Below are 12,793 nucleotides of genomic sequence, written 5' to 3' on the forward strand. Positions count from 1 at the left end.
ACGGGCCCGAGAGCGGGCTGCCGAGCGATCGCTCACCGCACGAGTACACCCGGCCCCCGCACCCGACCGGGCCGTCACACCCGCCCCACACGAACTCGGCCCGTGCCGGAAGGCACGGGCCGAGCAGGGTTCACCGAACCTTTACAGGCCGAGGTATTCCTTCAGCTCGTAGGGCGTCACCTGGTTGCGGTAGCCGGCCCACTCGCGGCGCTTGTTGCGCAGGAAGAAGTCGAACACGTGCTCGCCGAGGGTCTCCGCGACCAGCTCGGACTTCTCCATGTTCTTGAGCGCCTCGTCCAGGCTCGCGGGCAGCTCACGGAAGCCCATCGCGCGCCGCTCGGCGGAGGTCAGCGACCACACGTCGTCCTCCGCCTCGGGCGGCAGGGTGTAGCCCTTCTCGATACCGCGCAGACCGGCCGCGAGGATCACCGCGAAGGCCAGGTACGGGTTGCAGGCCGAATCGGGGCTGCGCACCTCGACGCGCCGCGACGACGCCTTGTTCGGTGTGTACATGGGCACGCGCACCAGCGCGGACCGGTTCGAGCGGCCCCACGAGGCGGCCGTCGGGGCCTCGCCGCCGTGAATCAGGCGCTTGTAGGAGTTCACCCACTGGTTGGTGACCGCGCTGATCTCGTGCGCGTGCTCGAGAATGCCCGCGATGAACGCGCGCGCGGTGCCCGAGAGGTTGTTCGGGTCGTCGGGATCGTGGAAGGCATTCTGTTCGCCCTCGAACAGGCTCATGTGGGTGTGCATGGCCGAACCCGGGTGCTCGGCGAAAGGCTTGGGCATGAAGGTGGCTCGCACGCCCTCGTCGATCGCCACCTCCTTGATCAGGTAGCGGAAGGTCATGACGTTGTCGGCCATGGACAGCGCGTCCGCGTACCGCAGGTCGATCTCCTGCTGGCCGGGCGCGCCCTCGTGATGGCTGAACTCGACCGAGATGCCCATCGACTCCAGCGCGTCGATGGCGTGCCGGCGGAAGTTCGGCGCCTCGTCGTGCACGGCCTGGTCGAAGAACCCGCCCTGGTCGACCGGGATCGGGACCGTGCCGTCGTGCGGGCCGGGCTTGAGCAGGAAGAACTCGATCTCGGGGTGCACGTAGCAGCTGAAGCCGAGGTCGGCGGCCTTGTTCAGCTGGCGGCGCAGCACGTGCCGGGGATCGGCCCAGGACGGCGAACCGTCCGGCATGGCGATGTCGCAGAACATGCGCGCCGAATGCTGATGTCCCTTGGACGTGGACCACGGCAGGATCTGGAACGTCGACGGATCGGGCCGGGCGACCATGTCCGCCTCGGAGACGCGAGCGAAGCCCTCGATGGCCGAACCGTCGAAACCGATGCCCTCCTCGAAAGCGCCCTCGAGCTCGGCGGGCGCGATCGCCACCGACTTGAGATAGCCCAGCACATCGGTGAACCAGAGGCGCACGAAGCGGATATCCCGTTCTTCGAGCGTGCGGAGGACGAATTCCTTCTGACGGTCCATGCCCGCGAGCGTAAGCACCCGGCGTTAAATCCATGTTACGTGCGGGGCCTCAACTTCGGGATAGCGCTGAGAGATCCGCGCAAAGGGTGTTTCGACCCGGGCAATTCGCCCCTGAGCACGGGAAAACACGGGAGACGACCCGGCCCGGGCGCTCACGCACCCGAGCCGATGATCGAATTCACGCCGAGCCGAACCCCCGCACTCTCAGCAGGTGAGCGGCTGGGCCGGTTCCTTCAGATCCACCAGGTACGCCACGACGGGATCGTCCACGCACTCGACCCCGGACAGCGAGACCGTGTGCCGGGTGCCGTTGAAGGTGATCAGGGCCGCGTTCAACTGCTCGGCCAGATCCACGCCGGCCTGGTACGGGGTCGCCGGATCCTCGGTGGTGGAGATCACGACGGTCTTGGGCAGGCCGGGAATCGAGATGCGGTGCGGGGTGCTGGTATTGGGCACCGGCCAGCTCGCGCACAGCTCCAGCGGGGCCGCGTCGCCGCCGTGGCCGTCGTCGAGGAACGGCGCGACGCGGCGGTACTCCGAATCCTGCTTGGCCGCGATCGAGCGATCGGTGATGGCCGGATCATCGACGCAGCGAATCGAATTGAAGGCGTCGGCGCTGTTGTCGTAGGTGCCGTCGTCGCGGCGGCCGTCGTACATGTCGGCCAGCGCCAGCAGCGTGTCACCACTCCCCTGCGCCAGTTCGCGCAGGCCCTTGGTGAGCGCGGGCCAGAAGCGGTTGGAGTACAGGGTCTGCTGCACGCCGGTGATGGCGTCGCCGTAGTGCAGCCCGCGCGGATCCTCGGTCGGAACGGCCTTGTCCCACAGCGGGTTCACCAGCGCGCGGAACCGGGCGACGGCCTGGGCCGGATCCTGGCCGAGCGGGCAATCGGACTTGGCCGCGCAGTCCGCGGCGTAGGCGTCGAACGCCTTCTGGAAACTGGCGGCCTGCAGCACCGATTCCTTGACCGGGTCCTGCTGCGGATCGAGCGCGCCGTCCAGGACCAGCGCGCGGACCTTGTCCGGAAACTTCTCGGCGTAGGTGTAACCCAGGCGGGTGCCGTAGGAGTAGCCGACGTAGCTGAGCTTCTCGTCGCCGAGCGCGGCGCGGATGACGTCCATGTCCTGCACCACCTCCCGGGTGCCGACGTGGGCCAGGAAGTCCTTGCCGGTGCGCTCGACACACTTGGCGGCGTAGTCCTTGTTCTCGACCTCGGCGGCGGTGATGCCCGCGGGCGAGTTGTCCAGCGGGGGTTCGGCGCGCTCGGCGTCGTTCTCGGCGGCGGTCAGGCACGCGATCGCGGGCAGCGACGCGCCGATGCCGCGCGGATCGAAGCCGATGCGGTCGAAGCGCTCGGCGAGCTGGGAGCGGTCGGCGATGTTCACCATCGACAGGCCCGGCACACCCGGACCGCCGGGGTTGAACAGCAGGGAGCCGATTTTGTCGCCGGTCGCCCGCAGCCGCGAGAGCGCGATCTCGGCGGTATCGCCGTCGGGGTTCTCGTAGTCGACGGGCACCCGCACCCGCGTGCACTCGGCCTCCGACGGCAGCTCCTCCCCGAACTTCGCGCAGCTCGTCCAGTCCAGGGTCTGGCTGTAGAACTTCCCCAGTCCCGCCGGGGCCTCGGCCACCGGATTGCCGTCCACCACCGATCCGCACCCCGCCGCGGTCATCACCAACGCCGCCGTCACCAGCACCACGCGGCCGCTTCGCATCAACGCCATAGTGCGATCGTGCCCTATCGCCGGTCGCCGCCCGGCTCCGGCGGGGCTCGCGCCCCGGCGTTTTCGCGCGGTCGGGCGCTGCTGTCGAGTCATGGGGCGAAGATTCGCCGGCTCGCCTGTGCGAGCCGGGTGTCCTGTTCGCCCGAGTTCGATGTGAGCAATCGCATTGCCGTCGTCACCGGCGGGAATGGCAGACTGAGGGTCGTCAGAACAACCCGGGGACCCCGTGTGGGCCTCGAGGACACGACGAAAGGGACGATGATGTCCGTATCCGATGCGGAAACCCCTGCTTACGGTGCCGCACCTGCCGCACAGCCCGCCAAGCGCAAGACGCGGGTGCAGCATCTGCAGCAGATGAAGGCCGACGGCGAGCGCTGGTCGATGCTCACCGCCTACGACTACTCCTCGGCTCGACTGTTCGAAGAGGCCGGTATCCCGGTCCTGCTGGTGGGCGATTCGGCCGCCAACGTGGTGTACGGCTACGACACCACCGTCTCCATCTCCGTCGACGAACTCATTCCGCTGGTGCGCGGCGTGGTGCGCGGCGCGCCGAACGCCCTGGTGGTGGCGGATCTGCCGTTCGGCAGCTACGAGTCCTCGCCGGAGCAGGCGCTGGCCACGGCCGTGCGCTTCATGAAGGAAGGCGGCGCGCAGGCCGTCAAGCTCGAGGGCGGCGAGCGCATGGCCGCCAGCATCGCCAAGATCACCGCGGCCGGCATCCCGGTCATGGCGCACATCGGGTTCACGCCGCAGAGCGTCAACACCCTGGGCGGGTTCCGGGTGCAGGGTCGCGGCGACGGGGCCGAGCAGCTCGTCGCCGACGCCATCGCGGTGCAGGAGGCCGGCGCGTTCTCCGTCGTCATGGAGATGGTGCCCGCCGAGATCGCCGGACAGGTCACCCGCAAGCTCACCATTCCCACCGTCGGCATCGGCGCGGGCGTGGACTGCGACGCGCAGGTGCTGGTGTGGCAGGACATGGCCGGGTACACCAGCGGCAAGACCGCCAAGTTCGTGAAGCGCTTCGCCGATATCGGCGATGAATTGCGGAGCGCGGCAGCGACTTACGCGGACGAGGTGCGGCGCGGGGTGTTCCCGGGCCCCGAGCACAGCTTCTGAGCCGCCTCCCCGGGAATTCAAGCCTGACTCAGGTGCGGCCTGCGTTGCGTCGGCCGCCGGCGGTTGGGAGCGGGGCTCGTTAGCCCGTACCCCGGGAGTTACCCCGATCGGTGCGAAATCAGGTGTCGCCGTATCGATCGGGGCGGTTGTTTCGGATGGCGAGCGCTCGGTATCTCTGCCGGGCGCTCGACTTCTATAGCCTGCGGCTATCGCGCGGCTGCAGCCTTCGGTCTTCATAGTCTTTCGCCAGATTTTGGTGGCAGAGTGGGAGGCGATGAGCTGGAACGACCAAAGGGAATTCATGTCGCATCGCCGTTGGATCAGCGCTCGCCGGGCTCGGCGGGCTTCGTTGTTCGCCGGGCTCGGGGCTGTCATCGCGGTGACCGCCGCCTGCGGTGGCGGCACCACGCCCACCGGGTCCTCGTCGCCGCAGAGCAGCACGACCGCGCCGTCGAGCACCTCGGCCGGGCCCAAGACCTCGACCGGGACAGGCAGCGGGCAAGCCGGCGGGCAGCAGGTCACCGTGTCCGACGAAGCCGCCAAGCAGCTGTGCGATCTGCTGCGGCCGCAGCTGTCGGACTGGCGGGTGCAGGGGCCGACGCTGGGCGGGATCGCCTACAACGCGACCGTGCACGATTGGGCGTTGCGCAACGGCGGGATCAACGTGCAGGTGCTCGGGGACAAGGACGTGGTCGACCGCATCACCAAGGCGAACTGCTCCGACGTGCGCGATCAGGCCATCCAGGCGCTGGAGATCCCGAACCTGGCCACCGGACTGGCGTTCTGATGCGCACCCTGTACCCGGCGATCGAACCGTACGAGCAGGGCATGCTCGAGGTCGGGGACGGGCAGCGGCTGTACTGGGAGTGCAGCGGGAATCCGGACGGCAAACCGGTGGTGTTCCTGCACGGCGGGCCGGGCGGCGGGACCGCGCCGTTCCATCGGCAGTTCTTCGACCCGGCCGCGTATCGGATCGTGCTGTTCGATCAGCGCGGGTGCGGGCGGTCCGAGCCGCACATCGCGGACGGTGCGAGTTTGGAGACCAACACCACCTGGCATCTGGTGCGCGACATCGAGGCGCTGCGAACGCATCTCGGGGTCGAGCGGTGGCAGGTGTTCGGCGGATCGTGGGGGTCGACGCTGGCGCTGGCGTACGCGCAGACACACCCGGATCGGGTGACCGAGTTGGTGTTGCGCGGGATTTTCCTGTTGCGCCGCAAGGAAATCGATTGGTACTACAATGGCGCTGCGGGGTACGTGTACCCCGATGAATGGGAGAAGTTCCTGGCGCCGGTGCCCGCCGCCGAGCGCGACGGTGATCTGGTGCGGGTTTACCATCGCCTGCTGAACTCCCCCGACAAGCAGCTCGCCACCGACGCGGCCGTCGCGTGGTCCACCTGGGAGGGTGCCACGAGTTCGCTACTGCCCCAACCGGATCGGGTGTCCGAGACCGCCGATCCGCGGTTCGCGCTGGCCTTCGCCGGCATCGAGAACCACTACTTCGTCAACGGTGGATTTCTCGACGAGGGGCAGCTTTTGCGCGATATCGACCGCATCGCACACATTCCCGGGGTTATCGTGCAGGGCCGCCACGACATCGTGTGCCCGGCGGTGAGCGCCTGGGATCTGCATCGGGCGTGGCCGAATTCGGAACTGCACCTGGTCGCCGACGCCGGTCACGCCGCCGCCGAGCCGGGCATCACCCATCACCTCGTAGAAGCCACGGACAAGTACAGGAACTAGATGAGCACCTCAGCCGGTCCCGCCCTGATCGACGCTTTCACCGCCGATGTGGACCGGCTGCGGTCCGCCGAACCCGATGTCCGCCGGGACATTCCCGATTCGGTGCACCAGATGCGGGTGGCGACCCGCCGCCTCCGCAGCCTGCTCAAGTCCTATCGCGGCGTGCTGCGCCGCAAGCGCGTCGAGGAGCTCGGCGACGAGTTGCGCTGGCTGGCCGGGCTGCTGGGCGTGGCCCGGGACGCGGAGGTGCGGGCGGATCGGTTCGAGGAGCTGCTGGGGGCGAACGGGACGTTGCTCGGGGTGGATGCGGGAGGCGCCGCGGGTGAGAAGCGTGAGAAGCCGGCCTCGAAGAAGGCCGACAAGCCCGCCTCGAAGAAGAAGGGCGGCAAGAAGACCGGCGTGGAGAAGGCGGGCAAGGCCAACGCCGGCAAGAGCGGCGGGAAGGCGGCGGTCGCGGGGGCTTCGGTGGACAAGAAGCCCGTAGACGGCAAGAAGCTCGCTGCCGAGCCCGATGGCAAGAAGCCCGCGCCCGAGGTTGCCGCTGGCAAGAAGCCGGCGGACACGGCCACTGACAGCAAGAAGCCCGCCGCTGAACGCACCACCGGCACGAAACCCGCTGCCGGCACCAAACCCGCTGCCAGCGCAATACCGGCAGCCGATGCGAAACCTGCTGCCGAGCCTTCCGATGGCGCGAAGACCGCGTCGGCGAGTGCCGATGAGAATCCGGCCCATACTCAGCCGGCCGCTGCGGAGAAGTCCGACGGTGCGCCAGAAGCCGGGCCGGGGCGCGAAGCGATCGTGAAGCCGGTTGCGCCCGAGCCCGTCCCGGCGCTCGCCGTCGAGCAGGTAGATCCCGAGAAGCCGCGTGAAAACCCTGCCGCCAAGAAGGTCGCGGCCCGCAAGACGGCGCTGAAGGCCGTCAAGGATGCTCCGGCGGGGAAGAAGACCCCCGCGAAGAAGACGCCCGCCGAGAAGCGTCCCCCGCTGAAGGTCGTCTCCACCGAGACCGAGTCGACCTCGCCGTCCCCGCGACCCGCAGGGCTCAAAGCCGTTGCCGACGAGCCTGTTTCGAACGCCGCGCCCAAGGAGCCCACGATCCTGCGCGCCGTGACCGCCGATCCGGCTCCCGACAAGCCTGCGAAGAAGGCCCCGGCGAAGTCCACCGCCGCGAAGAAGGCTCCCGCCCGCAAGTCATCCGCCGCGAAGTCGACCGCCGCCCGCGTCACCGCGAAAAAGGCCGCCCCCGAGCCGGTTCCCGCCGAGCCCACGACCCCGAAGCCAGCCGAGGCCGCTGAACGCCTCGCCCGCAAGACCGCGAAGAAGGCTCCGGCCCCGACCTCGGAGCCCACCCCCGCGAAGAAGACCCCGCCGAGGAAGCCCACGATCCTGCGCGCCGTCCCCGAGAACCCCGCCACCGGCCTCTTCATCGAAGAGCCCCCGGCGAAGAAGACCGCCCCGCGCAAGTCCCCTACCGCGAAAGCGACCGCCGCCCGCGTCACCGCGGACAAGGCCGCCACCCAGGACAAGACCCCGGCCGACCTCCCCGCGACCGCCTCCAGCCCCGCGAAGGCCCCAAAGAAGGCCGCGAGCAAGGCAGCGGCGAGCAAGACGACCGAGAAGGCGAGCGCGCCGAAAACCGATTCGGCCACCGCGAAACCAGCGCCCGCGAAGAAGAACACCGCGAGCAAAGCCTCCGAAGCGAACCGAAAGGGCGGCGCTCGGGGGGATTTCGGGGCGCGGCTCGTGGCCGAGGAGCGGGCCCGGTACGCGGCGGCATTGCAGGAGGCGGTCGCGGCGTTCGACGGGCGGCGGTATCGGCGGCTGCTGGAACAGCTCGGGGTGTTGACCAGTAAGAAGGCGATCAAGGGGAAGGCGGGGCGGAAGCGGGCCGACAAGGTCTTCGCCGAGGTGCTGCGGGGCGATTTCCGGCGGCTGCGGCGGCTGGTGCGGGCCGAGGCGAAGACCGGGGCCCGGTTGCCGGAGGCGGAGCGCATCGAGCTGCTGCACGATATCCGCAAGGCCGCCAAGCGTTTGCGCTACTCCGCCGACGCCGCCACCGACGTGCTGGGCGCCCCGGCCGCCGACCTCGCCAAGCACGCCAAGAAGCTACAGACCGTCCTCGGCGACCACCGCGACGCGATCGAGGCCCTCCAGACCCTGCGCACCCACGCCGAGGCCGCCGACTCCGCCGCCTACAAACGCCTCTGCGCCGCAGAACAATCGGCGGCCGCCGAGGCACTGAAGAGCTACCCCGCCACCACGAAGTTTCTCCGCAAACGCCCCCTCTGACCACCGAATCGCGTTCCGTGGCACGGTGTTGCCGTGCCACGGAACTGCCTCAGAGCGAATCGATCTCCAAGAGATCGATGTCCATCTCGAACGGGACGCCCAACTTCATCCGATCACGGTGAATCCCGGTGAGCACATAGCGATTCGTCGCGGGATCGAGCTCGTGAACGTAGACGACCACACGGCTGCCGACGTTCTCCACGCGCCAGAAGTGCGCAATACCCGCGGCGGCGTAGAGCTGGGGCTTGCGCTCGCGATCGCGGGTGAGGGACGCCCGGCAAACGACCTCGACCACCAGCGCGACCTCGTCCGCCCGATACGTCGTCAGGTCGAGGCCACCGTCGCAGTCGGCATGTACCGCGATGACGTCCGGTTCTGGACGCTGGTCCTGCCGCAGGGTCACCGTCATCTGGCGGCGAATGCGCAACGCGGGCGGAGCAGCCCGCCGTAGCGCGGACTCCAGCAGCGTGATCGCCAGACCGTGAAACTGCGTCTGCGGGCTCGCGAACACCAGGCTTCCGTCGATCAGCTCGGTATGCGGCGGCAGACCGGGAAGGTGGTCGAGATCGCGCGCCGTGAAGCCCTCCGGGGGTGGACGCAGCCACTGTGGGAACCCCGCGTCGGTCACGGTGGCGGGGGTGTGGCCGGGTAGGTGAAGGTCACCGTCCGGGTTTGGGGGTCGGACTCGACCAGGCGGACGGGGACGGTCTCGCCTTCGGGTGGGGAGCCCAGGCACTTGGCCAGGACGGGCGGGGTGGCCACGAAGATCTCGGCGGGGCGGGTGGGGGTCGACTCGCGCAGGACGACGGCGTCGAAGTCGGTGTTCAGGCGGGGAGCCAGGAGGGTGGACTCGGTCAGGTCCACGCAGGCCCGTTCCAATTTGTTCGCGACGGCGTCGGAGCGGCGCATCGACTCGGCGGCGGCGGTCAAGCCGTCCCGGACCCACTGGGGCACGGGGGTTCCGGCGCAGCGGGACAGGCAGATCTCGGTCGAGTAGCGGTCCGAGAGGCGGCGCAGGGGCGCGGTGACGTGCGCGTAGGGCGCGCCTATCGCGCTGTGCCGCACCGATTCCGGAGTCTGGCCGTTGAGCACCGTGTATGACGCGCCGCGCAGCAGCGTCGTCGCCTCGGACATCAGGACCAGCGCGGCGGGGGTGTTGGGGTCCAGGCGGGCCAGCATGCGGCCCACCGGCTCGTCGGCGGGCCAGTCCACGCCGACGGCGGCGGCCGTGCGGCGCATGGATTCCACCGTGGCGGGCGCGGGCGGCGGCATGGTGCGCAGCAGGCCCAGGTGGTCGGAGTCCCCGGCCGCGAGCATGATTCGCGCGGCCGATATGCCGGTCAGCAGCGAGACCTGCTCGTTCCAGTCGTCGGCGTCGGTGCGCGGTTCGATCACCAGCTGCCAGTGGTCCACGGTCGTGGCGCCGGCAGCGTCCACCGCGGCGACATCGCCACCGGCACCGTCCCCGACGGCCGTGCCGCTTCCCTCCGCACCGCGCGCACCGTCGATGTCCGCGCCGGCCGCCTCTCCGCGGCCGTCCCCATCGGAATCGACGCGAACGATGCTCTGCGACGGCAGCCGCAGCGAGATCGCGCCGCGCGCCAGCCCGGATTCGATACGCAGCCTGCCGAATTCGGGCAGCGCCGCGATCGAGGGATGCAGCCGGCCCGCGTCGGCGTCGGCCTGCACCCCGGCGTAGTCCAGCCGGGCGCGCGATCGCACCAGCGCGCGGGCGACCGTGGCGCGGACCGGTTCGGCGCGCTCGTCGAGTTCGATGGTCCACAGCGCGGCGGCCCGCACCTGATCGGGCAGCAGGCTCGCGCTGCCCTCGGACAGCACGCGCGGATGCAGCGGCACCGTGCCGTCGGGAAGATAGAAAGTCTGTCCTCGCGCGAGAGACTCGAGCGCGAGCGGCCCGCCGGGCGCGATGAACGCGGCCACATCGGCGATGGCGTAGTGGAGCAGGAATCCCGTCGGCGTGCGCTCGAGGCACAGGGCCTGATCGAGATCCATGGCGCCGGGTGGATCGATGGTGACGAGGGGTATATCGGTGCGATCGAGGCGGTGTCCGGCGAACGCGTCCACCGCCTCGCGCGCCTCCGAAACAGCCTCGGACGGGTAGTCCGAGGCCAATCCGAATTCGGTTCGGACGGCGCCGAAGTCAACCGGCGCCGACACGATCCTTTGATGCAGTTCCACCGGGGAGTGCGGACCCTACTGCAGGGCCAGCATGGTGCCGTTCAACTGATCGAACGGCCCGTAGACGGTGAACACGACCCGGCCGCCCGGGTAGGTCGACGACAGCGCGGCCGCCGAATCGAGCGACTGGCCGAACGAGGCGGCCGAGGGATGCGGCAGGCCCGCGATGGCCTGCCCGATGTGGGAGTTCGCGACCCACGCGGTGTCCGACGGGCTGAGATCCACCTGCACTCCACCCGGGAGCGGCGTGATCGCCAGCGCCGACGCGGAACCGGCACCGAGCACAACCGAGACGGAAGCGGCAGCGGCGAGGAGCGCACCAGCTGCCAGTTTGCGAGCAATTCGCATATAGACGAGACCTGCTTTCCGGCGTTCGTTGTTGTCAGGAGTCTGGGGAACCGTCACACCACCGCGACGGAACTTTCCAACGCGCAACACTTTATGACGTCGATCACGTTCAATGCCAGTCCGGCGGCGATCATCTCTACGACACGCCGTGCCGCGCCGACGCATGCCATGTCATGCGTCGCCATTCTTACCGAACGCGGCGGATTGTGCACGGAACGGCGCGAGCGGTGTACCTCACGCCGCTCGGGTCGGCGTGCGCCCGAAATTCTTTCGGTACGCGACGGGCCGCGGATTAGCGCCCGGAATTCCCCCGGGCGCGCGCGGCATCAGAGCAATCGGGTATCAATCACCGTTTCGGACCGGTGCACGGTGTTCGCGCGTGTAACGCGACCGCCCCACCGGGAACGACGGGATAAGCCCGGCCGAATACGCCGCGGTGAAATTAGCCCGCGCCCGGAAATGAGCTTCCGGGCCGGGCGCGGACGAGCCGGTCTGTAAGCCGGATCCTGTCCCCGATTCACATCGGGTGGCGACCATCCATCTGGACACACCGTTGCCGGGTGCCTCGAGCAGTCAACCCGCAAGCTCGGGCGAGCAGCCCTCGAACACCTGCGCAGCCGCACTCTCGCGAGTGCGGCCTTCGACCTTGCTCCGGGCGGGGTTTACCTAGCCGCGCCGGTCACCCGGCGCGCTGGTGCGCTCTTACCGCACCGTTTCACCCTTACCGGCGACCTGAGCCGCCGGCGGTTTGTTTTCTGTGGCACTGTCCCGCGGGTCACCCCGGGTTGCCGTTAACAACCGCCCTGCTCTGTGGAGTCCGGACTTTCCTCGACGACGGGCGGCGGCACACAGGTGCCCGTTCCCATCGCCGCGGCCGCCCAACCGACTCGTCCGCGGGCACCAAGGTACCGTAGACCGCCATGGAGCGTGTCGAGGTGGGGTTCCCTTCTGGTGGTGAGCAGTGTGCGGGATGGCTGTATCTGCCGGATGGGCCGCCGCGGCCACGTGCACTCGTGGTGATGGGGCACGGGCTGGGGGCGGACCGGGAAATGGGATTGGATAGGTATGCGCGACGTTTCGCGGCGGCGGGAATGGCGGTGCTGGCGTTCGATTATCGGCATTTCGGCGCCAGCGGCGGGGAACCGCGCCAGCTGATTCATATCGGCCGTCAGCGCGCGGACTGGCACGCCGCAATTGCCTACGCGCGCACGCTGCGGGGTATCGATGCCACCCGGATCGCGCTGTGGGGCAGTTCCTTCGGCGGCGGTCACGCATTGTCGGTCGCCCCGGACGACCATTACATCGCGGCCGTTGTCGCGCAGTGCCCGTTCACCAGCGGCTGGTCGTCGGCGATGGCGAAGGGACCGATCAGTCTCACGCGCACCGGCACTTTGGCGCTGACCGATTTGCTGATCGGCCCGATCATTCGCCGGCCCATCACCGCGCGGCTGGCCGGAAAGAAGCATTCGGCGGCGCTCATGAGCGCCGCCGACGTGCCCGAGGGATTCGGCAGGCTGGCCGAGGAAAGCACGCAGTACAGACCGAAAGTTCCCGCGAGAGTGGGATTGTCGACCCTGTTCGACGCGCCCGCCCGGCGCACCAAGGACATCAAGGCGCCGGTGTTCTTCGCCGTGTGCGACAACGACAGCGTCGCCCCGGCGGGACCCACGCTCAAAGCGGCGGGACGCGCCAAACACGCTGTGGTCAAGCAATACCCGATCGGGCATTTCGAGATCTACTTCGACGAATGGTTCGAGAAGGCCGTGCACGATCAGATCGAGTTCCTGACGGCCGTGCTGCGGCCCTGATTCCCGGATGGAGCGCGAGTTCGTCGGGGTGTTCGCCAAGCTCTTCCCCGGCGGTGAGGGCAGGCTGCTGCTGACCGATCCCGCCA

At 69.1% G+C, this 12,793-nt stretch carries 10 protein-coding genes and 1 other RNA gene; 5 read left to right on the top strand and 6 right to left on the bottom strand.

Annotation, left to right across the window (positions count from 1 at the left end):
* Window positions 1–141 precede the first annotated feature (141 nt).
* Together ACWDOP_RS37760 and ACWDOP_RS37765 are read right to left on the bottom strand one after the other, a co-directional pair.
* Window positions 142–1,482, bottom strand: coding sequence for a glutamine synthetase family protein (locus ACWDOP_RS37760; RefSeq protein WP_456348907.1), 1,341 nt, complete (start codon window positions 1,480–1,482; stop codon window positions 142–144).
* A gap of 204 nt (window positions 1,483–1,686) precedes the next feature.
* Complete coding sequence (locus ACWDOP_RS37765; protein ID WP_456348913.1) at window positions 1,687–3,195, bottom strand: alpha/beta hydrolase; 1,509 nt, start codon at window positions 3,193–3,195, stop codon at window positions 1,687–1,689.
* A gap of 270 nt (window positions 3,196–3,465) precedes the next feature.
* On the opposite strand from ACWDOP_RS37765, the gene panB reads away from it, so the two are divergent.
* The 4 genes from panB to ACWDOP_RS37785 all read left to right on the top strand — a co-directional run bounded on the left by panB (window position 3,466) and on the right by ACWDOP_RS37785 (window position 8,352).
* Entirely contained in the window at window positions 3,466–4,320 is an 855-nt protein-coding gene (gene panB, locus ACWDOP_RS37770) for a 3-methyl-2-oxobutanoate hydroxymethyltransferase (protein ID WP_454201111.1), read from the top strand.
* A gap of 301 nt (window positions 4,321–4,621) precedes the next feature.
* Entirely contained in the window at window positions 4,622–5,107 is a 486-nt protein-coding gene (locus tag ACWDOP_RS37775) for a hypothetical protein (protein ID WP_456348908.1), read from the top strand.
* Window positions 5,107–6,063 carry a prolyl aminopeptidase gene (gene pip / locus ACWDOP_RS37780; RefSeq protein WP_456348909.1) on the top strand — a complete coding sequence of 319 codons (957 nt, stop codon included), beginning with the start codon at window positions 5,107–5,109 and terminating at the stop codon, window positions 6,061–6,063. Before ACWDOP_RS37775 ends, pip begins: the two co-directional genes overlap by 1 nt.
* Complete coding sequence (locus ACWDOP_RS37785) at window positions 6,064–8,352, top strand: CHAD domain-containing protein (protein ID WP_456348910.1); 2,289 nt, start codon at window positions 6,064–6,066, stop codon at window positions 8,350–8,352.
* Between the two features lie 49 nt (window positions 8,353–8,401).
* Here ACWDOP_RS37785 and ACWDOP_RS37790 read toward each other — a convergent pair whose 3' ends face one another.
* The 4 genes from ACWDOP_RS37790 to rnpB all read right to left on the bottom strand — a co-directional run bounded on the left by ACWDOP_RS37790 (window position 8,402) and on the right by rnpB (window position 11,789).
* Entirely contained in the window at window positions 8,402–8,980 is a 579-nt protein-coding gene (locus tag ACWDOP_RS37790) for a Uma2 family endonuclease (protein WP_456348911.1), read from the bottom strand.
* Window positions 8,977–10,551 carry an RNB domain-containing ribonuclease gene (locus ACWDOP_RS37795; protein WP_456348912.1) on the bottom strand — a complete coding sequence of 525 codons (1,575 nt, stop codon included), beginning with the start codon at window positions 10,549–10,551 and terminating at the stop codon, window positions 8,977–8,979. The genes ACWDOP_RS37790 and ACWDOP_RS37795 overlap by 4 nt, the downstream gene beginning before the upstream one ends.
* Before the next feature lie 15 nt (window positions 10,552–10,566).
* Complete coding sequence (locus tag ACWDOP_RS37800) at window positions 10,567–10,776, bottom strand: hypothetical protein (RefSeq protein ID WP_454201116.1); 210 nt, start codon at window positions 10,774–10,776, stop codon at window positions 10,567–10,569.
* A 602-nt stretch (window positions 10,777–11,378) separates the two neighbouring features.
* Window positions 11,379–11,789: RNase P RNA component class A (gene rnpB, locus ACWDOP_RS37805), an RNA gene on the bottom strand.
* A 30-nt stretch (window positions 11,790–11,819) separates the two neighbouring features.
* Between rnpB and ACWDOP_RS37810 the strand changes: the two genes are divergently transcribed.
* A complete protein-coding gene (locus tag ACWDOP_RS37810; RefSeq protein ID WP_454201117.1) occupies window positions 11,820–12,707 on the top strand; it encodes an alpha/beta hydrolase in 888 nt (295 codons plus the stop codon).
* Window positions 12,708–12,793 lie beyond the last annotated feature (86 nt).

It is taken from the genome of Nocardia sp. NPDC003693 (assembly GCF_053981095.1).

What these genes read in the sequence shown, in the direction of transcription:
- ACWDOP_RS37760 (WP_456348907.1), bottom strand. Translation starts at nt 1,482, where the DNA reads ATGGACCGTCAGAAGGAATTCGTCCTCCGCACGCTCGAAGAACGGGAT.
- ACWDOP_RS37765 (WP_456348913.1), bottom strand. Translation starts at nt 3,195, where the DNA reads ATGCGAAGCGGCCGCGTGGTGCTGGTGACGGCGGCGTTGGTGATGACC.
- panB (WP_454201111.1), top strand. Translation starts at nt 3,466, where the DNA reads ATGTCCGTATCCGATGCGGAAACCCCTGCTTACGGTGCCGCACCTGCC.
- ACWDOP_RS37775 (WP_456348908.1), top strand. Translation starts at nt 4,622, where the DNA reads ATGTCGCATCGCCGTTGGATCAGCGCTCGCCGGGCTCGGCGGGCTTCG.
- pip (WP_456348909.1), top strand. Translation starts at nt 5,107, where the DNA reads ATGCGCACCCTGTACCCGGCGATCGAACCGTACGAGCAGGGCATGCTC.
- ACWDOP_RS37785 (WP_456348910.1), top strand. Translation starts at nt 6,064, where the DNA reads ATGAGCACCTCAGCCGGTCCCGCCCTGATCGACGCTTTCACCGCCGAT.
- ACWDOP_RS37810 (WP_454201117.1), top strand. Translation starts at nt 11,820, where the DNA reads ATGGAGCGTGTCGAGGTGGGGTTCCCTTCTGGTGGTGAGCAGTGTGCG.